This is a genomic window from Peribacillus sp. NPDC094092 (assembly GCF_050279365.1).
In the GTDB taxonomy this organism is placed as follows: domain Bacteria; phylum Bacillota; class Bacilli; order Bacillales; family DSM-1321; genus Peribacillus.
The window spans coordinates 398,748-424,046 of the sequence record NZ_JBNNUC010000001.1; the positions used below are offsets into that span (position 1 = coordinate 398,748).

The 25,299-nt window shown below is 39.5% G+C and carries 19 protein-coding genes; 3 read left to right on the plus strand and 16 right to left on the minus strand.

Annotated features, from left to right (window positions below; all coding sequences use genetic code 11):
- Nucleotides 1–281: 281 nt before the first annotated feature.
- The 9 genes from solA to ACQKNS_RS01910 all read right to left on the minus strand — a co-directional run bounded on the left by solA (nucleotide 282) and on the right by ACQKNS_RS01910 (nucleotide 13,478).
- Nucleotides 282–1,412, minus strand: a complete 1,131-nt coding sequence (gene solA, locus ACQKNS_RS01870) for an N-methyl-L-tryptophan oxidase (RefSeq protein ID WP_427640925.1) — start codon at nucleotides 1,410–1,412, stop codon at nucleotides 282–284.
- A gap of 95 nt (nucleotides 1,413–1,507) precedes the next feature.
- Complete coding sequence (hutH, locus tag ACQKNS_RS01875) at nucleotides 1,508–3,067, minus strand: histidine ammonia-lyase (protein ID WP_427640926.1); 1,560 nt, start codon at nucleotides 3,065–3,067, stop codon at nucleotides 1,508–1,510.
- 83 nt (nucleotides 3,068–3,150) lie between these two features.
- Complete coding sequence (locus tag ACQKNS_RS01880) at nucleotides 3,151–4,536, minus strand: MFS transporter (RefSeq protein ID WP_427640928.1); 1,386 nt, start codon at nucleotides 4,534–4,536, stop codon at nucleotides 3,151–3,153.
- A gap of 319 nt (nucleotides 4,537–4,855) precedes the next feature.
- Entirely contained in the window at nucleotides 4,856–5,008 is a 153-nt protein-coding gene (locus ACQKNS_RS01885; RefSeq protein ID WP_427640929.1) for a hypothetical protein, read from the minus strand.
- Between the two features lie 396 nt (nucleotides 5,009–5,404).
- A complete protein-coding gene (locus tag ACQKNS_RS01890) occupies nucleotides 5,405–6,733 on the minus strand; it encodes an MFS transporter (RefSeq protein WP_427640930.1) in 1,329 nt (442 codons plus the stop codon).
- Between the two features lie 478 nt (nucleotides 6,734–7,211).
- A complete protein-coding gene (gene hutI, locus ACQKNS_RS01895) occupies nucleotides 7,212–8,510 on the minus strand; it encodes an imidazolonepropionase (protein ID WP_427640931.1) in 1,299 nt (432 codons plus the stop codon).
- Nucleotides 8,510–10,183, minus strand: a complete 1,674-nt coding sequence (gene hutU / locus ACQKNS_RS01900; protein ID WP_427640932.1) for a urocanate hydratase — start codon at nucleotides 10,181–10,183, stop codon at nucleotides 8,510–8,512. The genes hutI and hutU overlap by 1 nt, the downstream gene beginning before the upstream one ends.
- A gap of 196 nt (nucleotides 10,184–10,379) precedes the next feature.
- Complete coding sequence (locus ACQKNS_RS01905) at nucleotides 10,380–11,849, minus strand: helix-turn-helix transcriptional regulator (protein WP_427640933.1); 1,470 nt, start codon at nucleotides 11,847–11,849, stop codon at nucleotides 10,380–10,382.
- Between the two features lie 309 nt (nucleotides 11,850–12,158).
- A complete protein-coding gene (locus tag ACQKNS_RS01910) occupies nucleotides 12,159–13,478 on the minus strand; it encodes an MFS transporter (RefSeq protein WP_427640934.1) in 1,320 nt (439 codons plus the stop codon).
- 426 nt (nucleotides 13,479–13,904) lie between these two features.
- Here ACQKNS_RS01910 and ACQKNS_RS01915 point away from each other — a divergent pair, with 426 nt between their 5' ends.
- The 3 genes from ACQKNS_RS01915 to ACQKNS_RS01925 all read left to right on the plus strand — a co-directional run bounded on the left by ACQKNS_RS01915 (nucleotide 13,905) and on the right by ACQKNS_RS01925 (nucleotide 16,627).
- A complete protein-coding gene (locus ACQKNS_RS01915) occupies nucleotides 13,905–14,510 on the plus strand; it encodes a TetR/AcrR family transcriptional regulator (protein ID WP_427640935.1) in 606 nt (201 codons plus the stop codon).
- A gap of 132 nt (nucleotides 14,511–14,642) precedes the next feature.
- The gene (locus ACQKNS_RS01920; RefSeq protein ID WP_427640936.1) at nucleotides 14,643–16,073 is read left to right on the plus strand and encodes an FAD-binding protein; all 1,431 of its coding nucleotides are present in this window, start codon (nucleotides 14,643–14,645) and stop codon (nucleotides 16,071–16,073) included.
- Nucleotides 16,070–16,627 (plus strand): MFS transporter, encoded by a 558-nt coding sequence (locus tag ACQKNS_RS01925; protein WP_427640938.1) that lies wholly within the window; start codon nucleotides 16,070–16,072, stop codon nucleotides 16,625–16,627. Before ACQKNS_RS01920 ends, ACQKNS_RS01925 begins: the two co-directional genes overlap by 4 nt.
- A 163-nt stretch (nucleotides 16,628–16,790) precedes the next feature.
- On the opposite strand, the gene ACQKNS_RS01930 is transcribed toward ACQKNS_RS01925, so the two are convergent.
- The 7 genes from ACQKNS_RS01930 to ACQKNS_RS01960 all read right to left on the minus strand — a co-directional run bounded on the left by ACQKNS_RS01930 (nucleotide 16,791) and on the right by ACQKNS_RS01960 (nucleotide 25,122).
- Complete coding sequence (locus ACQKNS_RS01930) at nucleotides 16,791–17,390, minus strand: nitroreductase family protein (RefSeq protein WP_427640939.1); 600 nt, start codon at nucleotides 17,388–17,390, stop codon at nucleotides 16,791–16,793.
- A gap of 107 nt (nucleotides 17,391–17,497) precedes the next feature.
- Nucleotides 17,498–18,475, minus strand: a complete 978-nt coding sequence (locus tag ACQKNS_RS01935; RefSeq protein WP_427640940.1) for a ring-cleaving dioxygenase — start codon at nucleotides 18,473–18,475, stop codon at nucleotides 17,498–17,500.
- 426 nt (nucleotides 18,476–18,901) lie between these two features.
- Nucleotides 18,902–19,825, minus strand: coding sequence for a DMT family transporter (locus ACQKNS_RS01940; protein ID WP_427640941.1), 924 nt, complete (start codon nucleotides 19,823–19,825; stop codon nucleotides 18,902–18,904).
- Nucleotides 19,826–20,248: 423 nt separating this feature from the next.
- Nucleotides 20,249–20,692 carry a MaoC/PaaZ C-terminal domain-containing protein gene (locus ACQKNS_RS01945; RefSeq protein ID WP_427640942.1) on the minus strand — a complete coding sequence of 148 codons (444 nt, stop codon included), beginning with the start codon at nucleotides 20,690–20,692 and terminating at the stop codon, nucleotides 20,249–20,251.
- A 176-nt stretch (nucleotides 20,693–20,868) separates the two neighbouring features.
- The gene (locus ACQKNS_RS01950; protein ID WP_427640943.1) at nucleotides 20,869–22,335 is read right to left on the minus strand and encodes a GntP family permease; all 1,467 of its coding nucleotides are present in this window, start codon (nucleotides 22,333–22,335) and stop codon (nucleotides 20,869–20,871) included.
- 260 nt (nucleotides 22,336–22,595) lie between these two features.
- On the minus strand, nucleotides 22,596–23,390 hold the full coding sequence (locus tag ACQKNS_RS01955; protein WP_427640944.1) for an enoyl-CoA hydratase/isomerase family protein: 795 nt from the start codon (nucleotides 23,388–23,390) through the stop codon (nucleotides 22,596–22,598).
- A gap of 175 nt (nucleotides 23,391–23,565) precedes the next feature.
- On the minus strand, nucleotides 23,566–25,122 hold the full coding sequence (locus ACQKNS_RS01960) for an acyl-CoA synthetase (protein WP_427640945.1): 1,557 nt from the start codon (nucleotides 25,120–25,122) through the stop codon (nucleotides 23,566–23,568).
- Between the last annotated feature and the right edge of the window lie 177 nt (nucleotides 25,123–25,299).

The following is a 25,299-nucleotide window of genomic DNA, read 5'->3' on the forward strand; positions in this document are numbered from 1 at the left end:
GAAATTCCAGTAAATAATCCATATGAATATGTAGGTACTCTTTCATTCATTTAAAACTATAAGGTCCGAAATTCGGAATTGTAGTTTCGTATTTCGGAATATTCTTATTCTATCATATTCTAATTATTTCGACAATACTTTGTTAGATAACCTAACATTAAAGTTGGTTTAAGATCAGCTCTTAATAAATTATTAAGCAATACTTAAAAAATGCCGTTGTTTCCTTTGGAAGGAAGCAACGGCCTGATTAGAACATTGAAGTTTGAAGAATATTATGACATTCAATGATTGAATCGATTAATAGAAAATAATGAAATATCTTCCTTGCTAGTACCGGAGATAATCAAGTCACTCAAAATTTCACCGATGACACTGCTGAATTTAAAACCGTGTCCAGAAAAACCTGCCGCTATTGCAATGTGTGGATAATAAGGATGTTTATCCACTATAAAATGCTCATCAGGGGTCATGGTGTAGATGCAAGTTTTCCCATATTTCAATTTTTGATCAGAAGGCATATATTCTCTTAAAAATTTCACCAAATCACCCTCATCATCATCCAATTCACCAAACCCTTCAATACAGCCATCAGGATTTATACGGTTCCCTCCATCATGTCTCCCTATTTTCAATCCAGAACCATTTATACTAGGAAAGCCATAGTATGTACCAACTGAAGTATCAAAAGAAAAAGCAGGAAAATCATTATGATTATATAATTTTTCATTTGCATGAAACCAAGCAAAAGTTTTTCTAAGGGGTTCTAGCGGCAGATTTAAATCTAACATCGCCAGTATTTTCGGAGCCCATGCCCCAACTGCAACCACTAAAGATTCTGAGTGGAATGTCCGTTCATCCGTTTTAACCGTGACCCCATCTCCATGAACAACTATCTCCCTTGCTTCACTGTTTACAATGATGTCGGCACCATTAGATTTCGCAAGTTGTTGATACGCCCTTATGCACTCTTCACTTTTCAACACGCCCGAAGTCGATTCATAGCACCCAATGTAATCTTCTGGCAGTGTGATACCAGGCCATCTATCATGAATTTCTTGTGAATCCAAGATTTCCATAGGTAAACCATATTCCTTTGACCCCGCTTTCACTTGTTTAATAAAAGTGGAATTTTCGCTTCCGGCATTCAGGACCCCCGTTGGAAGAAATAATTGTCCCCCCGAATTTCTTTCCAATTCACCCCATAGCTTTTGGGCTTTAAGTGCCAACGAAACATACTCCCTTCCTTCACCATAAGCATGTCTAATAATTCTTGTTTCCCCGTGATGGCTGCCCTTATTATGAGGTGGAGCAAAGGAATCCAATAATAATACTTTTTGTCCTTTTTTTGAAAGGTAATAACCTGAGGACATGCCCATAGAACCAGCTCCAATTACAATTACATCATAGTGCATCTTACATCCCTCCCCTTTTAAATATGAACCTTCATTTAAAAAAAAGGAAGCCGCTTTACCTTATAAAATAAAGTAAAACAGCTTCCCCATGGCTTTTAGCACTCTAGTTCCCCGATTTTCATTTCAACGAGTTTCACTATTTCCCCTTCATGGATTTGCCTATAGACCTCTTCAATGTCAGGATGGAAAAAGCGATCTTCGTCAACCATCGGGACCTCGCTCCGAACTAATTGATATACCCCCTCCGTGACCGGTGACGGTTTCAATGGCAGATGAAAATCCATTGCTTGCGTTGCCGTCATCAGTTCAATGGCTAAAATATATTCAACTTTCTTCGACATCCGATAGGCTTTCTTTGAAGCGAAATAAGCAAAACTTATCACGTCTTCTTGATTTGCGCATGTAGGGGTATTATCTATTGTGGCTGGATGCGAGAGCACCCTGATTTCATTTAATAGCCCGGCAGCTGTATATTGCGGAATCATGTAGCCACTGTTTAAACCTGGATTAACCACTAAGAAATTAGGTAATTCACTAAGATGATGATTTACAAGCCGATCTATTCTGCGTTCTGTAATTTTTGCTAAGTTTGCTAGTGCTATGGAAATTGCATCCGCATAAATCCCCACAAATGAACCATCAAAATTTCCAGCCATCAGTGCAATCCCATCTTCCTCTTCCGGAAAAATCAGGGGATTGTCACTTACGGAGTTCATTTCATTCTCAATTGAAACGGCAGCGTCTTTCAGTACTCTTTTGATAGCTCCATGGACTTGTGGAATGCATCGTAAGCTAAGTGCATCTTGTAATCTATGATCCTTGTATGTTTCAATGATTTGGCTTCCATCAAGAATCCTTGTTACATTTCTGGCTGTCTTTGCCTGTTCCTCATGTTTTTTCAATGTATGGGGACGGGGATCAAATGCTTTTATTGTACCTTTTAGCACTTCTAAGGACATAGCTCCCGTAATGTCCGCGGTCTTCGCCGCTTGCATGCTATTGTATAAAGCCAGAACGGCCATCGCAGTGACGGAAGAAGTTCCGCTTATAAGTGCGAGTCCTTCTTTACATCCAAGCGAAACTGGCTTCAATCCAGATTGCGCTAACGCATCCTTTCCCGGGACAAGCTCACCGTTGTACCATGCACGCCCCTCCCCGATCACCAATAAGGACATGTGTGCTTCAGGAGACAGGTACCCAACAGACCCCTCACCTGGAACATAGGGAAGTATATCGTGATTTAACAGAGAAGCGATCAGCTTTAAAACTTGTAAACGGACTCCTGAATAACCCTGGCCTAAATTCACCAGGATCATCAATTGAATGGCCCTTACAACTTCTTTTTCAAGAGTTTCCCCTACTGAAACAGCATGTGAACGAACAATATTCCGTTGAAGGGTTTCTGCGTCCTGTGGAGAAATCACTTCTGTCATATTACTGCCAAAACCAGTCGTTACTCCGTAAATCAATCTATTATCATCTAAAAACTTTTCTATTAAGCTTCGTGATTTATTTACCCTTTCACAATATGTCTCAGTGAAAGTAACTTTTGCACCATATCTTGCAACCGCAATTACCTCTCGGATCGAGATGGCACCTTCCCCAAGTGCCACCTCCTTAATGTCCATAGGATGTAAACAATCGGTAGTTGTCATCCTTACACCTCTCCTCTCAAATGACTCATCAAGAAGGAGAAAAAAGTTTTGGTCCTTCTCAATTATTTGCTGGAAAATTAAGCTTATGTTATTTTTTCATTTTTTGTAAAGGGAATTTCGGTTTCCACCGGAGGGTTCCCCGCTTCAAGTAAAGGATTACTGGCATCATTAAGTGAAAGTGATTTTGTCTCAGGTGCCAAAGCGATCGATACGATCAAGCCGACCAGCAGAATGGCAGCCATTCCTGCCATTGAGGCACTTAATCCAAATGAACTTAAAGAAACAGGCAGCAGAAATGTTCCAATCGCAGATCCAATTCGACTAATTGCCGTAACCATGCCTATTCCCGACCCTCGAATCTCAGTTGGAAAAAGCTCTGCTGGGTATACTAATGTAAGGTTCGATGCTGCTGACATGAAGAAAGTAAAGATCAAAAAGGCTATCAACATTAAGATTTGAGAACCATTGTGTAAGAAGCTGAGTGAAAACAATGAAACCGTAAGGATTGTAAATGCCCCAATGGTAAATCCTCTACGAGAGAATTTTGCAAGCAGCCAAAGACCAACAATTGCCCCAACAAGCAAGAATAGATTCAGCATCGTATCGGCAAAAAAGTTTTGTTCAAAACCCATTGTACTTAGGATGGATGGAAGGAAAGTGTAAATAGCAAAGTACGGAATAACAAGAGTTAATTTGAATATTCCGCCAAAAGCCATCCGCTTACGAAGCTTTTTACTGAAAAGTCCACGAAATCCTAAAGTCTTTTGGTTTTCAGTGCCAGTCGTCGTTTCTCCCATTTCAACGTTCGGTCCAAGGTGTTTTTTTACTATCTGGCGAGCTTCTTCGACACGCCCCATGCTGACAAGCCATCTTGGTGATTCAGGGGTTCCGATTCTTAAGATTAAAACCACTATAGCTGGAATGGCAGCACTGACAAGCATCCAACGCCATGAGTCTGAACCACCCTGCCCCAGGTAATGACCAACGAAGTTTGATGCTACATATCCCAGCGTCCAGACTACGTTTATGGACGCGAGGAGCGAGGAGCGATACTTTTTTGGTGAAAACTCGGCGAGTAAAGTCGTACCGACAGCATAATCTCCTCCAAGTCCAAAACCAATTAGCAACCGTAAAATAAACAGCTCTTCTGGACTGCTGACAAAAAATTGTAAAATAGTAGCGACCGTAATAAGTAAAAAGTTTACGAGAAAGATTTTCTGTCTGCCTACACGATCGGAAAGTCTTCCAAGTATTAAAGATCCCGCAAACAGGCCGATTAAAGCAGAACTTCCGATCAGCCCTGTCCACATCGCATTCATATTCATTTGAGGTCCGAATACTGTCAAGGCCATCGCGATGATTCCAAGGGAATAGCCATCACAGAAACTTGAACCGAATGTAAGTCCAGCAATTCGAAAATGAAACTTTTTAAATGGGGCATCGTCTATCGTGTATTTTTGTTCGTTCAATGAATTCCCTCCATTTTTTGATTGATCAGATTTATGAATCAAAAAAATTTTACTGCAATACTCCGGGATTGACCTTGAAATTAATGAATAGATTTCCATTCACACTAAATAATGGTATTTTACTGACCTTCCCAACATGGAAGCTACTCCTGCATGCATGTTAGAAATCTAGCACTTACAGGCAGTTTTCATTTTATGGTTAAGACTAGTACTAAAATGAAATTAAGCAAAGAATATTATGAAATAGCAATCTTTTTATGATCTATTTCATAATATTCTACCTCCTTCACACTTCGATTTAACTTATGAAAATATAGTTTTAGGATTTGATCATTTGTATATCATTGAAATAAATGACTTCACTAAGGATTTTACAGCCTTCTATTACCTCAAATTTTTCCCTAGCTTCCTTTTCAGTGGTAAACTCGAACATTTTTATGCCATTTTTCGAATGGATGGTAATTACCCACATAAAATTCCCTCCACATGGAAGATTCATTTCCACGATTTCCTTAAAACACTTTCATTTAATTTCACTGTAAAGCAGTAAAGTGTTTACCCCTGCCAATGGGTAGGATGATGACCACCATCCTACGATTCAGCACCATTACATGTGATACATACTTCTAAAAGCCCAATTCATTAGCCATAACTTTTTTAGTGATTCTTAAAAACCAGTCATGCTTTAGCAATTACTCTCAACAAATGGCGTTAAAAATGTTTCACTTGAAAAATTCATGCACGGCCTTTATTATCCCTTGGAGCTGCATGGGCTCTCAAAGAAAGTGATTACTAGATCAATCGGATGTTCCTCTTGTAAATTTCTTCTGAAAGTGAAATACATAATCCGTAATCAATAGACATCCATTCATGCCATATCTTGCCTAACCACATTATTTTCCGATGAGTTACCTTGTTTGCCCGGCTTCACGAAAACCATGGCTATCATGCCAATCGTGACAGCTATTGAAGCTGCAGTAAACATGGCATTATATCCATATATGGCGACAAGACTACCTGTCAAGGTAGGGGCAATAATGGTAGCCAGATTGGCAATGAAATGAGTGACCCCGCCAAATGTTCCAGCTTTATTCGGCTCTGTATCCAGAACCACGATCCAATAAATGGAATTAGGTAAATAATTAAAGGCATTCCCTATACACATTAAAGCAAGTACGGCCGCCGCACTCTCGACAGTCGGAATCAACATAAAACATACAGCTGTACAAAATAAGGAGACTACTGTGAACCAAGATCTGGCAATACGTAAATTCCCTGTTTTTCTACGTAATATATCCGAGATTTTACCACCTAATAATCCAGTGATAATAGCTCCTACCCAGGGAATCATACCAATATATGAAAGAGAAGAAAGTGAATAATTAAATTCATCTTGCAGATATTTGGGGGTCCATGTAAGTAATAGAATATTTACATATAAAAAGGCAAAATATCCAATTGCATTAAATACTAATGTAGGGTTTTTAAAAAAATGGTACCATGGTACATGAATTTGTTCGTCTAATTTCGTCTCACCTTTTATTAAAATATCCGCTCTTCGAATTTCTTCTAGTTCGGTTTTCGAGACTCTTGGATGATCTTCAGGTAAGTTTGTAAATACTTTGTTCCAAATTGCTACCCAAATAAAGCCTACTATACCGAGAATAACAAATGTTACTTTCCAGTTAGTGAATGTTAGAAGACCTACTACGATGGGTGCAGTAATTAATGCTCCAATTGGCGTTCCAACTAATCCAAGTGCTACAGCAAACCCTTTTTCTTTAGGAGATACCCAGTTTGCCATCGTTCGGTTCATCGTTGATAAAGTAGGTCCTTCAGCTAAACCAAATAAAACACGAAACACCGCAAATCCTGCCAATGCAGATCCTCCGAATAATGCTGCACCTATGTGACCTGCGAATATTGTCCCAATTTCAAAAAAAGACCATGTAGTTCCGGCAATGATCCACATGAATTTAGGACCTTTCTTATCTGCTAATGCACCACCAAATAGTGCACCGAATATATATCCATATCCAAAATACCCCAGGATCGCGCCCCAACTTACTGGATCTAAATTGAACTCCTTGATTATTTCAGCTTGGGCATATGAAAGTGCACCTCTATCAATATAATTTATGATCGTAATAACAATAATCATAAAAATGATAAAATAACGATAGTTATTTCTCAACATGTAATCACTCCTTGATGTTTGTTAGAGAGCAGCAATACTGACTGATTTTAATCATAAAAACAGTAATCTTAATACCCTAAATCTAGCCCGCATTATTCAGCCTGTAATTAATTGAGCCAAGAATGCCCTGGTCTTGACGGTTTTGCTCCCCATAGATCAGCTCGAATCAAGGCAGAAGAAATCAATTTGCATGACAATCTTATACTGGCCAAATTCTAGTAAAATATTAAAAAACCCATAGCACGCATTCCACCAAGGGTAGAAGCGTATACTAGTGCAACTGAAATATCAGATACATCTCTAGTTTGGCATTAAATCATGTTGTACGTATCAAAGCCTTTTTACATCCGCCAAAATTCCAGCGGATGTAAAGAGGCTCCTGATACATTGATTGAAGTTCATTAAATGGGCATTTCATGAGAGATCCGGTCACCTAATGATGGGTCGACCGGTATAGCCTCTCTTCTTTTAGCGAATTTTATAGACCAGTCAGGCTTTTGGAATCTGTATTCACTTCATCATTCACAACCTGAACACCATTTTTCCATACAGACTTAACGTGATTGACCCCAAATAAATATTGCAACTCCTGATAGTTTTCAACATTCCATAAGACGACATCCGCTTGTTTTCCGACTTCAAGGGATCCGACCCTTTCTTGCCTGTTGATTGCACAAGCAGCATTGTATGTCGCCGCCGTCAGAGCTTCTGCAGGGGTAAGCCGCATCGAAATGCATGCCAGATTCATGACAAGAGGCATGGATGTTGTCGGTGAAGATCCAGGATTGCAATCGGTCGAAATGGCAACAGCCACACCTTCATCAACCATTCGTCGTCCCGGGGCCGCTTCTTCTCGTAAATACAAGGCAGTGGCTGGAAGCAAGCAGGCAATGGTGCCTGACTTCGCCATAGCATTAATCCCCTCATCGGAAGCTTTTAACAAATGCTCAGCTGAAATGGCTCCCATCTTCGCAGCTAATTCAGCTCCACCGTATGGCTCAATTTCATCAGCATGAATTTTAGGGATCAAGCCGTACTTTTTCCCCGCATTTAAAATCCGCTCTGATTGTTCAGGGGTAAAAACCCCCTTTTCACAAAAGACATCATTGAATTCAGCAAGCTTTTCTTCAGAGACGATTGGAAGCATATCATTAATCAAATGATCGACAAATTCATCCTCACGGCCTTTATAATCCTTTGGAACCGCATGGGCTCCCATAAAAGTAGGAACTAGATCAATCGGATGCTCTTCCTGTAACTTTTTCATCACCCGCAACTGCTTCAATTCGGTTTCCAAATTCATTCCATAACCGCTTTTACCTTCTACTGTAGTCACGCCATGAGCTAGAAACGAATCAAGTCGGCGCATGGTTTGCTCCATCAATTCTTCTTCACTTGCTTCCCTTGTCATGCGGGTGGTAGCATGAATGCCCCCACCTGCGTTCATAATGTCCATATATGTTGCGCCTTCAAGACGCATTTCAAATTCACGTTCCCGACTCCCGCCATATACAACATGAGTATGTGGGTCAACTAGCCCAGGTGTCACCAAATGGCCAGTTGCATCAAAGACTTCAGCTTCATGCATTCTATCTGCATAGAGTTCTTCCAATTCTTTGGTCGTACCGATCGCTTGGATCAAACCAGATTCCATCCATATACTTCCATCTTCAATCAATCCAAGCTCTGACATTGCCTCTTTGGAACGAGGACCTTTCATATCAGAGGTAAGGGTTGCAAGTTGAGCGGCATGTTTTATCCAAATTGGTTTTGTCATTATTTATCAATTCCTTTATCAAGCATCGGGATATTAATACCTCTTTCACGTGCTGTTTCCTCTGCCAGTTCATATCCTGCGTCAACATGACGCACTACACCCATCCCAGGGTCCGTTGTCAACACTCGCTCAATCCTTGCTGCTGCTTCTTTTGTGCCGTCTGCCACAATTACAACGCCTGCATGCATGGAGTAACCCATTCCTACGCCCCCGCCATGATGTACGGAAACCCAGGTTGCACCGCCCACAGCATTCACCATTGCATTTAGGATCGGCCAGTCAGCCACTACATCGGAACCATCCTTCATGGCTTCCGTTTCGCGATTCGGCGAAGCGACAGAGCCAGAATCCAAATGGTCACGCCCAATTACGATCGGGGCTTTCAATTCACCGCTTGCAACCATATCATTGAGGATTTTACCAAAACGGGCGCGCTCCCCATAACCAAGCCAGCAAATGCGGGAAGGCAGACCTTGGAACTGAATTTTTTCCTGAGCCATTCTAATCCAGTTACATAAATGTTCATTATCAGCGAATTCGCGTAAAATGGCTTGGTCTGTTTTATAAATATCTTCTGGATCACCAGATAATGCCACCCAGCGGAATGGACCTTTACCTTCACAGAATTGTGGACGGATATAAGCTGGAACGAAGCCCGGGAAGTCAAAAGCATTCTCTACCCCTTCATCTTTCGCAACTTGACGGATATTGTTGCCATAATCAAACGTCACAGCTCCTTTTTCCATCATTTCAAGCATCGCTCTTACATGTTTGGCCATCGAAGCTTTAGAGAGTTTAATGTACTCTTCTGGATTTGCATTCCGTAATTCTGCAGCATCCGCCATTGAAAGGCCTGAAGGAGTATATCCATTTAGCGGATCATGGGCCGATGTTTGATCAGTCAAGACATCAGGAATGAAGTTCCTTGCGATCATTTCCGGAAGAATATCTGAAGCATTCCCAATCAAACCAATCGATAATGCTTTCCCTGCAAGTTTAGCTTCATTGGCTAAACGAATGGCTTCATCCAATGAATCCGTTTTCACATCGGTATAACGAGTCTCAATCCTCCTGTCAATTCTTGTCTCATCTACATCGATCCCGATACAAACACCACCGTTCATCGTAACTGCCAGCGGCTGTGCTCCTCCCATTCCGCCTAAACCTGCCGTTAGAGTAATGGTGCCTTTTAACGAGTTATTGAAATGTTGTTTTGCAAGCTCGGCAAAGGTCTCGTAAGTACCCTGTACGATCCCTTGAGATCCGATATATATCCAGCTGCCTGCTGTCATCTGCCCATACATCATCAATCCCTTTTTATCAAGTTCATGGAATGTTTCCCAGTTCGCGTATGCAGGGACGATATTTGAATTTGCTAGCAGGACACGTGGTGCATCAGAATGCGTTTTAAAAATGGCCACCGGTTTCCCTGATTGGACAAGTAAAGTTTCATCTTCTTCAAGCTCTTTAAGTGATTTGACGATTGCATCAAAGCATTCCCAGTTACGAGCTGCTTTCCCAATCCCTCCGTATACCACCAAATCTTCTGGACGTTCAGCAACTTCAGGATCTAAATTATTCATTAGCATTCTAAGCACTGCTTCTTGTTGCCATCCTTTAGTATGCAATTCTGTTCCTGTATATCGGATAACCTTGTTTGTAATCGTGTTCATTTTCATTTCCCCCTTGTTTTTGTTATATATTCATTTTATAAGGAAAATTCAGAATAATTAATTATAATTTAATGATTATTTTATAATTTAAATCAAGTTTTTGTAGTTAACTTTATTTTTTTATGAATAATTGCAATAATTACATTGTTTATGAAATAAATAAAAAAGGACGATTCATTGATTGAATCGTCCTTTTTTATAGTCCAGACCGATATGCTGACGGTGTACAACCTTCAAGCAGTTTGAATTTGGCATTGAAATAAGTTTGATGGGAATAGCCAGCTAATTGTGAGATTTCCTCCAATGATAAATCCGTTTCCTTTAATAGGCGTTTAGCTTCCCTAATTCGAACTTGATGCAGGGTATTTCGAAAAGACTCGCCGGATTCAGCCACAAAACGACGGCTGAGTGTGCTTTTATTGATACGCAGCGTATCTGCACAACTCGCTAGATTCCACTGGGCATCCCAATAGTTTGACTCGATCAGCTCCCTTGCTTTTTCGCTAAGTGTGCGTGCCCCTTCCTGTAATTGTCCATGATCCTGCAGAAGCATATGGGTGGTGAACGCATGCAGCTCTTTTACTATTTGATGGATGACAGGTTTATGTACAATTTGCTGAAATACATCATAGTATATTGCTTCTAGAGAAGCATTTTGCAAGTTGTATGATTTCATATGCCTACGAATTTGTGCGAGTACACTTGTAAGGCGGATACGAACGATTTCCGGGTCGGGGTATGGTCGTTCAAAAGTAAGGAATTCACGTTCAATCCAGTTCCTGATGGCTTTCGCATCCCGCCTTTCGAGCATTTCTATCCAAAGTCTTTGTTCAAGAGGCGTGAGGAATGGGTCCATCTCTAGAGGCGAAGTCTGTTGACTTTCGGCTAAAATGATATCATATCCATCGAAAAAGATTTGTCTCGTAAATTCACGTGTTTGCTGATACATCCTTTTTAAAGACTCATCTGAAGTTGCCGCTTTTATTATGATGGCAAGGGGCTCATCCATTCTTTCTTTCCAGTGAGCAAGGAACGCTTGGTACTCTTCCTTATATACTTCATTATCCTTTGTTTCCTGGACACATAAAATAAAATCCGATAAAGCGAAGATTTGATTCTTCCCAGTAAAAGAATATCGTTGCAGTTCATCATAAACTAAAGGTAGGGTCTTCTTATCAGGTGTCAAAAAAGCGACCATGGTTATTCGACTTTCATGCCTCCGGTCTGTCAAGAAGAAATCCGGATATCCAATATCCAGAGCATTCCCATCATCCATCGTGTTTGCCGAAAGAAGACCTGGACCATTTCTCAATTGAAATCGCAATTGTTGGATATGTTTTACCAAATCCGCCGAAGAAAAGGGACGGAATAAAACATCTTCAGCACGAAAACGCAAGGCTCGATAGGCCGTTTGAAAGATTCGCTCAGATGAAATGCCTAACCATCTAATTCCCCTCCGCTTTAACGAAACACCCATCGCCTCACTTTCTTCCGTCCAAATATCCATATCCAAAATAACGAATTCCGGTTGCTGATTGCGGATGCCCTTTTCAAATTCTTCAATCGTTTTCCATAAGATCAGTCTAACTCCCGTTAGGTGGGACTCCACTATCCAACGAATTCCTTGAGCCTCAATTTCATCTTTCGCCACCAAATGAATTTCCACATCATCACCTCATTTCTGCTGTTATTCCTGTAATGAATGAATTGAAGTCAGTACATGAAAAGAAAAGGACTCCCTTGCCTTTTCGAAAGCACTTGTATCTCATCTCCATTCTAATCCCGCCGAAAACCACAAACAAGACTTATTGGGCAGAACCATCGATTTAGTTTGAATTTTGACATGCCCAACCGGGATTTTCATCACATATATTTGTACTTCCTATATGAAAATATAAAAAACATCATGGAAACCTTATGATTTCCAATGATGTTTCTATTTTAGGCATATTTATCTTCCATACATTTGGAATCTTTATAATTCTTTTAGATTGACTTCAACTTCTTTTACGATATTTTCATCTGAAGCACTTGTCAATTTTAATGATAATAGGGTGATGACCCCTATCATAAGTAACCCGGATAAAATAAACATCCCTTGAGTAAATGCAACAGTTCCGAGAATCATCGGTCCTACAAAACCGCCTAAAGCCGCAAAAGAATTGACTATGGCTATTCCAACTGGCGCAGTGGACTCGGTGAAGAAAAATGTCATATAGGCAAAGAAACATCCACTGAACCCGTATAACCCGAAAGATGTAATCGTTAACATAAGCACCATCATAAAGACGCTATCTGAAAAGCCGCACCCGATAAATCCGACCACCGCTATCATGAGGCAAACGAGCAAGTGTGATTTATGTTCATTGGTCCGATCTGAATTCCAGCCTACAAACATAATGGCAGGAATACCGACTAACGATGGAATCATCGCTAACCAGCCAATTTCCAAATTGGTTGTGGCATTTTCCGATAAAGATTTTATGATGGTTGGCATCCAGAATGATAATCCATAGATAGATGTGTACCCTGCGAAATAAAAAAGGGCCAACTTCCAGATTTTCGAATCTTTCAGCATAGCAAGCTTAGTAACTTTATTTATATTCGAGCTAACTTTTCTTTCCGCAATCAATTCCGCTTCCAGCCACTCACTTTCTTCCTTAGATAACCATTTAGCGTTGGCCGGTCTATTAGTTAAATAGAAAACAACAACAATTCCAATAATAATGGCCGGAATTCCTTCAAGAATGAACATCCATCTCCACCCTGCCATACCCAACCAGGAAATATTGTCAAGAATCCATGTCGATGCAGGAGCACCAATCAATCCGCCAACCGGCAGCGCTAAAAGCAAAACCGCTGTGGCCCTCCCTCTTTCGCTGGCCCTGAACCAATAAGTTAAATACAAAATTATTCCAGGAAAAAACCCCGCTTCGGCGACACCTAGTAAAAAACGGAGAATATATAAGTGCATCGTTGTTTGCGCAAAACCTGTTAATATTACCACGAGTCCCCACGAAATCATTATACGGGCAATCCATATCCGAGCTCCCACTTTATGCATGATCATGTTGCTTGGAACTTCGAAGAAGAAATAACCTATAAAAAAAATGCCAGAAAGCAATCCAAAAACTTCAGCGGATAAGGCTAATTCTGCATTCATTTGCAAAGCAGCATAGCCTAAATTGACCCTGTCCAAGTATGCGATGATATAAAGGAGCAAGATAAATGGAAGAATGCGTTTCATCGTTTTACTGGTCGTTCTTTTCTCTACTTCAGCTCTCGAATGATTCATGATTATTTCCTCCCTTTTCATGCTACTATTTCCCCAAAAATAATCCGTTTACCGCACATCTCTTTTCCTGCTTCCCGACACTCCGGTACCTACCCAGTCCCTTCAATTCACCCTGGTCCCCCTCTATTTCATACAATCCATTTACTCATGGCTATAGTGGATGACCGTAATTAATTGTATAGGAATCTTCCTTTTCACCTAATTCTCCTACTTAAAAACCTCAAATTTAAACTGAATCAGCCTCCCCCCATACTTGACCCCAATATTTTGTAAACGCTTTCCAAAATTACTAAATACAATTAAGAAAGCGTTGTGATTATTGATGATCTACGTTAGATTGAATAGACCACCAATCGTTTAACTAGACTGTAGTCTGATATTAAACTAAACAGGAATATTCTGTCAATTATCATTTGGAGGTTTTTTATGATGGAACCTAGAAAGAAACAGCTTAGGGGAGAAAAAACTCGTGAAAAAATTTTAAAAATATCTTTAAAGCTATTTAGCGAAAAAGGTTATGATAAAGTTACCGTTGACGAGATCGTGGAAAAAAGCGGCACATCAAAAGGGTCATTTTACCAACACTTTTCAGCGAAATCGGACATTTTTTTAGTGAAATTCATAGAAGTCGATGATTACTATCGTGAAGTCTTCCGTTCGTTCCCAGTCGATATGGACGCTACAGAGAAATTGTTTATTTTCATACGCAAATTGATGCGTTTTCTGGAAGAAGAAATGGGCAAGGATTTAATGAAAGTAATTTATAGTTCCGCCCTAGATTCAAAAGAACATACTTACTTTATAAATTCAAATCGCTCACTCTTCCAAATTATTCGTTCATTACTTGAAGAGGCGAAAGAACAAAACGTCATTGGCACTGACCAATCAGTTAACGAAATTTCACAACTTATCACTCAAAGCCTGATGGGAATCATCTATCATTGGGGATTAAACAACTCAGAACAAAGCTTGGAATCACTATCCATACCGCTAACCAAAACAATCATAAATGGGATTAAAACCAAGAAGTAATACATAAATCAAAAAATTCATTTTCAATCACACTGAATGGTCAAGTAGCTCCCTTAATCTATAAGTCCATGCATTTTCATTATTTCAATTGAGTGTCAGACATTTTAAAAGAGGAGTCGAAAGCCAGTTATCATGAAACAATTTTTCTTTATCGTCCTATATGCACTATTATTCGGTTCATCACTGCAGGCTTTTAATTTCAAGCTTGACCACCCTATTGCAGAAGATATAAGCCGTCTGATGCCAGTTAAAATGAAAGCGATAAAAGCAGAAGATAGTGAAGAAGCAATCAAAATGGTCGTTTTGGATGCCCAAAAAAACGATGAACCCATTTCCATCGCCGGAATGCAACATAGCCAAGGTGGTCAGACATTATATCCAAATGGTATTCTTCTCGATATGAAACATTACGATAAAATACTAGATTTGGATATAAAAGAAAAACGCATCACGGTCCAAAGCGGGGCAACCTGGGCTGCTCTCCAGGAATATATCAACCCATATGGACTTGCGCTGAAGGTCAGTCAATCCCAGAACATTTTTACCATTGGCGGTTCTTTGAGCGTAAATGTCCATGGCCGCGATATTCGTCATCATGCCTTAATAGAAACCGTGGAATCTTTTAGGTTGCTTAACGCAAAAGGAAAAATCCTAACAGTGAGCCGCAAAGAAAATTCGGAGCTCTTCCATTCGGTTATTGGCGGGTATGGTTTGTTTGGAGTAATACTTGATGTAACACTCCACCTCACCGATGACGAACTTTATAAAATAAAAACCAAATCACTCCATTATGATGAATATACTTCGTACTTTAAAAGAGAAGTTCTTCAAAACGATGATGTTAAAATGCATCTTGCAAGAATATCTGTGGCTCCTGGCTCCTATTTGGATGAAATGTATATAACGGATTATTATAGGAAAAATGACCAAACACAGCTATCTAACTATAATACTCTCAAACGGGAAACGATCATTGCCGTGCCTAAATTCTTTCTTGGTCTTTCACGTTATAGTGACTGGGGTAAAGAAAGGTTTTGGGAAACGCAAAAAACCTACACATCCAATATTGATGGTAACTTGGTTTCGAGGAATAATGTGATGCGGTCGGACTCAGCCTTTATGGATTACAGTAATCCGACCAAAACTGATGTGCTGCAAGAATACTTCGTTCCGATTGATCAATTTGCTGATTATATCGATGATATAAGAAAAACTCTATCTGATGAAAAAGATTTTAACTTATTAAATATTACAATTCGTTATGTGGAGCATAATGATGAATCACTCATGTCCTATGCCAAAGATGATATGTTCGCTCTTGTAATGCTCATCAATCAAGGGACAGATAACGAAAGTAAGGCACATACGGGAAGGGTCATCAGAAACATGATTGATGTGACGCTAGACCATAACGGCAGCTACTATTTGCCCTATTATGGCTATCCAACCAAGACACAATTATTTGAAGCGTATCCGCGCACTGAGGAATTCTTTCAATTAAAAAAGAAATATGATCCTGATAATCGCTTCTTGAATCTTTTCTATGAGGAGTACCATCCATGAATTATAAACGTTTTGTTTTTTACCAAGGCACTGTTGGCATGGCTGCAAGCATGATTTTCCCTTTTTATATTTTGCTAATCAAAAATGTAGGCACCAGTTATTCGCAGTTCGGTTGGGCATATGGAATATTCTCACTGACTGCTGCACTTAGCTATCCGTTAATCGGAAAATTCACTGACAAATCCGGTGACAAAGCATTTCTCCTTATCTATTCATGGGGGATGGCACTTATCCTTCTTGCCTTTCCCCTCGCATATGAAATTTGGCATGTTTATCTCCTGCAAATCATTATGGGGATACTTGGGGCAGTACAAAAAAACACAGAAAAAACGGTACTTGCAAGATATGTTACGAAGAAAACAGCGGGTGAGGAAATTGGAAACTACCATGTTTGGACATCCATCGGTGCAGCAGCTGCGGTTATCGCAACCGGATATTTAGTCGACTTTTTAACGATCGGCAGCATCTTTTACATTGCTTCCTTAATGTTTGCCTGGAGTGGATTCATGATAATGAAGATGGAAAAAATCACACCACAGCCGTTGGAGGAATGAAATAAAACACGCCATCCCTCTTTTGCAAAGACAGGAAACAGCAAAGCAACAGACTTTCTTAACTATAAAATTGCCTGTTGCTTTGTTTTTTATTTTGTTTGGCCAGCCTTTGTGAATGCTCCGGCTTTTGTGGGAAAGTACTTGGAAAGTGACTTCATCTCGCTCATTTATAAAATTTTATACGATCCTCAAGTGGTTTGAATTCTTTATCACCCGGTTGAGCTGTTGGATTTCCAAATGGCATTTGCGCAATCAATTTCCAATTACTTGGAACATCCCATTCTTTTTTCACTTCATCATCAATTAGAGGATTATAATGCTGTAAAGTTGCCCCCAACCCTTCTGCTTCAAGTGCAGTCCAAACAACTAATTGGTGCATGCCTGATGTTTGTTGTGACCAGATTGGGAAGTTATCGGCATAAGTTGCAAATTGTTCTTGAAGTGATTTCACAACGGATTCATCTTCAAAGAATAATATTGACCCATATCCAGCTTTAAAGGAATCCATTTTTTGTTGAGTTCCAGAGAAATCTCCCTCACCAACCGCTTTCCTTAAAGCCTGTGTCGTAATATCCCACAATTTATCATGGGCCGAGCCTGTCAAAACAACAAGGCGGGAAGATTGGGAATTAAAAGCCGATGGCGTGTGTTTTACCGCAAACTCAACAATTTCTTTAATTTTTTCATCCGATACTTGGACCTCTTTATTGATTCCATAAAATGAACGTCTCTCTTTAATGGCCGTGTAAAAGTCTTTTGTCATGATTCATTCCTCCAGAGAATTTTTTCTTTTTCAAATGATTCCATCTTTTATTTCTACCTGTTTTAGTATGGGCATAAACCCATATATCATTCGCTATAGAATGTCAATCATTCCTTAATGAATTCCTTGGTGCTTCTTACTGTATCAATGGGACGGACCAACTTTTCGATTTGATCCCTTTTCGGTTCCAAGAACGGTGGTAAAGATAACTTTTCCCCAAGCGTTTCATACGGCTCATCCCCCATAAAACCAGGACCATCCGTGGCAAACTCGAATAATATTTGCGGCGCCACTCGTACGTAAAGCGACTCAAAAAAGTGGCGATCAACATAACCGGACGTATGAAATTGGAAGCTTTCCATTCGTTTGATCCATTGCTCCAGAACGGAACGGTCTTCAACACGGAAGGCTGTATGGTGAACAGTCCCGAAACCCTGCCGTGCCTGAGGAAGGATCGAATTATGCTCGACAATCACTTGTCCACCATTCCCGCCTTCCCCTACTTCAAATAGGTGAAAAGATCCTTCCTTGTCTATTTCTTTGAATAATAGAACTTTTTCCAACATTTCTTTAAAGTAATCGAAGTTGGCGATCCGAATGAAAATGGGACCTAATCCTGTAATGGCATATTCAAGGGGAATCGGTCCTTTTTGCCAAGGAATCCCTGCTGCAACCCCTTCATTGTTTTCATCGGAGATCAATTGATATTGCTGATCATCAAAATCCATAAATGAAATGACCTTTTTACCAAATTGCTCCTGGATCCCTTCATTCCTTACTTCCAAACGGTCGAACCGCTTAACCCAATACTCCAGTGCCGCATCATTCGGTACACGGAAGGATGTTTTTGAAATCTCATTAGTCCCATGCACGCCTTTAGGAATACCAGGAAAATCAAAGAATGTCATGTCAGTACCTGGTCCGCCAACATCGTCTGCAAAAAACAGGTGATAAGTTTGGATATCATCTTGGTTAACTGTTTTCTTGACTAAACGCATGCCTAATATATTTGTGAAAAATTCATAGTTCTTTTCTGCACTACTTGTTATGGCCGTGACATGGTGTATACCTTTTAGTCCATTCATAAAATATTCCTCCCATTAAAACGATTCCATTTTTGGATGTTCAGCTTTTGAATAAACCCCCTATATTTTCCCTTCAAGAAGAGTGGCTATTCATTAAAGGTAGTGCATATGGTTTTTCATGATTTTCATTATCTTGAATTAAATTATCTTTACTTAAAGATAATTTACCATGAATAAAATCCACTGTCAACAACTTATCTCAAATTAAAATATCTCAGAGATGAAATAAATTCTAAAAAAACTCTGCCAATTTTCATTCTAAATATCTTTTGAAAGAATTATGGAAACAGAGTATCCTTTCTAAAGCAAATTCCATTCTGAATATGGGTTACTGTCTATAGCTATGATTCGCGGCTTGACAATCAATACGAAAGTCCCCCAGGCAAAAACAAAACCTTTACGTGAGGGCCATTTCGTTTTGGTTTCTTATTTTACATGACGCAAATCCCCTTGTTTTCCCGATGAAGAGTTAGCACCATCTTTTTCTTTTGACTTCTTAGAAGAAAGATAAACCCCTGCGAAAATGATCAACTGGCCAATAATTACATGAGGATTAATCGCTTCTCCAAGCAGGACATAGCCCCAAACCATAGCGCTTGCTGGAATAAGGTATGTAACCGTTGCGGCTAACTCTGGGCTCCCATTTTTATTGATGTAGAAATAGATCAGCTGGCCGAGCCCCGAGCCAAAGCACCCAAGACCGACTATGGAGAAAATCGTTAGCGGATCCATCAACAACACTGGCTTGATCGGCCCTGTTATTAGCATCCCGATCAAACCGATAATGGCACCCGTGAGCAGCGTAAACGTAGTAATGACCAATATGCTTGTACTGGAAAGAAATCTTTTCGTATATTGGCCGGCAAAACCATAACAGGTGGATGCTAGCAGCATTGTCCCGACCCCGATGAATTCCTTGCCGAAAAGCTGACCGACTTGAAAATCCATCAATACTAGAATTCCAAAAAAACCGATAAGAATACCCATCCACTGTCGGGCGGTTAATACATAAGAAAAAATGATAAATCCGATGATACCCGTCCAGATCGGAGTGGTTGCATTAAGAATCGATGCCGTGCTGCTGTTAATCTCGGTTTCACTTAAAGCTATTAAACCCCATGCTAATCCGCAATTGAAGATTCCGACAACAACCAGCGCTTTCCATGGTAATTTCCAGTTGATTTCATTGCGCTTCCACCATAAAATGGGAAGCAGAACAACAGCACCCGCCAAGCAGCGGAGAAACACAATCCCCCAAATACCCGCGGGCGGGAGCAGCCACTTCATAAAAACAAACGATAAACCCCATATCAAACTAAGGCCGATTAAAGCCCCATATAATCGAATCATGATGTTCCCCCTTCCTACAATCTTATTATGACAAACATTGTTATGGATTTCATATCAAATCTTGCTATTTAAGATTAACCTGAAAGTTATTTTCTGCCAAATTCAGTATAGAATAAACAAAACGTAATAATGGCAGGGTAAAAAACGCGTCCGTGCGATTTCTCCTATAATTTTTTAGCTCTGTTACCCTTTATTTTTTTTCATGTCTTAAAAACTAAAAAAGCTGGAAATCATTAAAGAAGGCAAGCCAGTGTATAGGCTTGCCTTAAAAACGCAGCATGTTATTTCATTTCCTTCTACCGTCCGTTTATATTCAGTGCTAAAGTAATTCGATTGACTAGACTTAAGATAGTGATAGTAGTCTTAGCTCGTTTTACCTTTTCAATTATTTTTATGTTTGTCGCCTAATAAACGAAGTGACTACTATATTTTCACATTCGCATCAGAATTGACCATTATTTTCATGTTGGCTATGGCTACAGTTACTCCGTTTTGTTTTTTAATTTCTTGGATGACTGTTACAACACCTTGATCTCCCTTTTCTAAAAGGTCGATCACCTTTAATTCAACATGTATCGTGTCCCCAATAAAGGTAGGGTTTATAAATCGAACTTTCTCCAATCCGTACAATGCAACAACGATTCCCGGTTCAAAATGAAATAAGCCGGTTGCAACCGAAAGTACAAGCATTCCGTGGGCTATGCGCTGCTTGAATTGTGTATTTGCTGCATACTCTTTATCAGTATGGAGAGGAAACCAGTCACCGCTAAATGAAGAAAACATGACTAAATCAGCCTCGGTTATAGTACGTCCTTTCGACATCCATGTTTCTCCGATTTCATATTGATGAAAATATTTATTAAACATTACTTCATCCTCCTTTATTGTAATCGAACCATCTGTCGGAAAATTCTGATATTAAATGTTAAAAGTGATATTTCTAAAAACCAACACGTATAAATTTTTTTTCCTTTAGGAGATGTATTATTCCATAAATAGCGGTTAAAGCTAGAAATAGAAATGTATATTCCTATGTTCAATGGTTAAACGATAGCAAACAAGCTGAATATACCAATTACAAAGAATACAGCAAGTGTCTTTATAATGGTAATAACAAAAATGTCTTTATATGCCTGGCGATGTGTGAGTCCCGTAACAGCTAGAAGAGTTATTATAGCTCCATTATGTGGCAAAGTATCAAATCCACCTGCTGACATTGAAATGACACGATGTAAAACTTCCAACGGGATGTCAAAATGAGCAGCAGTTTGTATATACGTATCCGCCATTAAGCTCAACGTAATGCTCATCCCACCAGATCCTGATCCAGTGATGCCACACAAAACATTTGTCATGATCGCCCCATTAATTAAAGGATTCGAAAACATTCCAGTGAGATAATCTTGTACCACAGTAAAGCCGGGTAAAGCTGCAATCACACCGCCAAAGCCATATTCGGTTGCCGTATTCATGGTTGCTAGCAATGCTCCACTTATGCCTATATTAATACTCGAATTGAAATTTAATTTGACAGCTTTAAAGTTTAATAAGACGATTGCCATTATCCCGAGAATCAGGGCCATCTCTACAGACCAGACACCAATGACTTTAGACATATCGACAATACCGTAATCTTTTAACCCAATCGTAGCAAAATCGAATCCTTTGGCATACCAAAGAGGAAAAGAATCAGTAAAAAACTTATTCATCACTCCGACTAAAACCAACGGAATAAAAGCAAGCCAGTCTTTTCTACTTATAGCTTTTTCAGAATCCATTCCCAACTTATTAGCCGTTTCCACTGATATAGCAGAACTGGCAGCCATTTCTGCTTCAGCAGCTTCCTTATCAATAGCTTTATCACCAATTCCAAAATACCCTTCACCATTTCTAGCTGCCTTATGCCGACAATGATTTAAGTATAAAAGACTCAAGGAAATGATAAATATTGCCCCAATAACTCCTAATGTCGGTGCAGCATAGATGTCAGTTTTAAAGAAACCAGTTGGAATGACATTCTGAATTTGCGGAGACCCTGGAAGTGAATCCATGGAAAAGGTAAATGCACTAACCGCTATTGTCGCAGGAATTAATCGCTTTGGAATATTAGCCTCGCGAAACAGCTGAGCAGCAAATGGATAAATGGCAAACACTGCAACAAATAAACTAACTCCGCTATATGTCAGGATAGCGCCCATTATCACAATGGCTAGAATGGCTTGTTTAGCACCGATAAAACGGACGATGATTTTTGCTATGCTCTTTGCAACACCGCTTATTTCAACCAGTTTCCCAAAGATAGCACCTAGTAGAAAAACCGGGAAATATAATTTAACAAATTCAACCAACTTAACCATAAATATATTAGAGAAGAAAGGTAAAACATGACCAGGATCTGTTAAAAATACAGCAAGCAAAGCGCACAATGGTGCAAAAAGTATAACAGAAAATCCTCGATATGCTAGAAACATAAGTAATCCTAGTGAAATAATTATGATCATTACATCCAATTCGACTTCCCCCTTTTTCTCAAAATATAATATGTTATCACTTGTTGCTGGGTTGAATGCTTTGCCCTAAGACTTATTGGGCATTATAGGATAGTTTTCCAGTGTACATTTAGTAAAAAACTCTCAAGAGTAAATCCACTGTTTCTATTAAACGATTTTGTTTATTAACAAAGATGAGTTAATTTAGAATCTGCCCTTTTTCCAATCCCTGCATCAGGACCTTTTTTAAAATTGGACTTGTCTTGTTTGGTCATGAGGGATTACTGATCAATGAAGTTTGGCTCTCTTTTATTGATAAAGGCTTCAACTCCCTCCTTTACGTCCTTAGTCTGAAAAACATGACCAAAATTTTCAGCTTCAATCACGAGTCCATCTTCAAGTGTTCGTTCATAACCAAAATCAATAGAATGCTTTGCAAAAGTTAAAGATTGTAAAGAATAATTGCAAATACATTTTGCCATTTCCTTTGCCTTTTCTAAAGATTCACCCTTTGGCACAACATGATTAACAAGCCCTATTTGTTTGGCTTCTTCTGCATTCAGTGGCTCTCCTGTAAAGATCATTTCTTTTGCTTTGGCTTTACCTATCAGTCTAGGAAGTCTTTGAGTTCCACCTGCACCTGGAAACAATCCCAATTTAATTTCAGGAAGCCCAATCCTAATATGTTCCTCCGCAATTCGAATATCACAACTTAAGGCAAGTTCACACCCTCCACCTAGTGCTAACCCGTTGATTGCAGCAATAGTTGGTCGAGATAACCGTTCTATTTTATTGAGTGGTTCCTGAAGCCAAAGTGATTTCCCCCTTCCTTCCTCCACTCCTTTTCCAATCCATGCCGGAAATTCTTTAATATCTCCTCCAGCAACAAAAGCCCTTTCCCCTTCACCGGTAAGTATAATGACCTTAATATTGTAATCGCTTTCAATTTCATCAACCACCAGATTCAACTGTTCTATAACCTCTGCGCTTAATACATTAACAGGTGGATTATCAATCATAATCGTTGCAATATTACTCTGTTTTGACCATGAAACAACTTGATCCTTATTCTTCATCGGCTTTCCTCCTAAACCTAAAGTGCACTTCCGGGTTCCATATACTCTGGCATTATTAAACGTGAATCAGTTGATGGCTCCAGATATCTATGATAGAATCCTTTGTGGTTATGTGACTATTAAAACAAAGTGAAATAATGTATTCACAAACCTTTTTCACCCCTCCATAAACCCCTTATTTATCCATTCCACTAAATTGTTTACGAAGAATAAACTTCTGAACCTTCCCGGATGGGGTACGTGGTATTTCATCAACAAATGTGACCTTTCTAGGCTTTTTGTAGCTAGCAAGATGTTCCTTACAGTAGTTAACAACATCTTCCTCCGTCAGTTTGGCTCCTTCTTTTTTAACAATAACAGCACATACAGCCTCAATATATTTGGGATCAGGAATACCAATTATTGAAACTTCCTTCACTTCCTCATGGCGATATAAGACATCTTCAATTTCCGCTGAATAAATGTTTTCGCCACCGCTCCGAATCATATCCTTTTTTCTGCCTGCAATTGATAGATACCCATCATGATCGAATTTTCCCATGTCTCCTGTTTTACACCATCCATTCACGAAGGTTTCCATTGTGGCATCTGGTTTCCTCCAATACCCCTCAGAAACCGCTGGACTTTTAATAGCGATTTCACCAATTTCACCAACTGGCAAAGAGTTTCCATCCTCATCGATAATATTTATTTCCGTAAGTGGCATCGGCTTTCCAACGGTATTTCCTTTTGTAAAAGCGTCCTTTGGTTCAAGCGAAGCCGCAATTGGCTGTCCTTCAGTTAACCCGTAAACTTGAACAACTCCAATTTGAGGAAACCTCTTTTTTAATTGTTCCAGTGCCCATGGCATTAGCGGGTCACCACCAGTATAAATAGTTTTTAAAGATTTCAGCTTATACTTTTCAATTTCAGGCAAATTTAGCATTTCATAAATCATGAAAGGAAATAAAAAAGAATCGGTCACATTTTCCTCTTCAATAACGGAAAGAATTCTTCCAATCTCGAATTCTTGGCTTTTTGTAATGATTACCCTTCCACCCATCAGGAGAATGGGGAGTGCGATATCTTCCATCGCTCCAACATGGTATAGTGGTCCTGTCGTCATCGCAACTTCCCGCCCCGTAAATTTCCATTTCAGAGCTTGTATTGTGGAAAACCAGAAAGTTGTATCATGTGTCCAAATCGCACCTTTAGGTCTTCCCGTTGTTCCTGATGTGTACATAAGCATGACTGGGTCGTTTAATTTAATGTTATCGACTTTGACCTCATCTACCGAACCACTTTCTAAAACACTCCATGATTCAGCCCAACCCGGGGTTGATCCATTTCTATGAGGAAGACAAAAATAACGCTCAACGGAAACATGATTACAAACTGATTCCAGCTGATCGGCTAAGTTAGAATGGAAGCACAATATTTTTGTCTGTGAATCATTTAATGCATACTCAAGCTCTGCACTTGAAAGCCTAAAATTAAGTCGAACTGCAATTGCCCCGATTTTCGCAATGGCAAAATATAGACTAAAATATTCGAGACAATTGTAAAGTAAAATACCGACACGATCCCCTTTTCGCACTCCCATTTCGTGTAGCTTATTTGCATACGCATTTGATATAAGGTGAAGATCCATGTACGTCATCGAATTTCCCGCTTCTTCTTTTATTGCTATTTTTCTAGGATTTATATGATTTAAATCATTCGCCATTTTTCTCGTGATAAAACCGACATCCAATGAAATTCCTCCTTTTCAATTAAAAAAATACAGACAAAAATTCAAGCTGCAAGGCCGCTAAATTCAGTTCAAATCAATTCTCATACTTCCAAGCCATTAACTTGACCACTCGTCTTTATCGTTTTCTTTCCTCCTTTCTTCTAATTTTGAATGCAAGATTCATTCCAAAACGGAAAT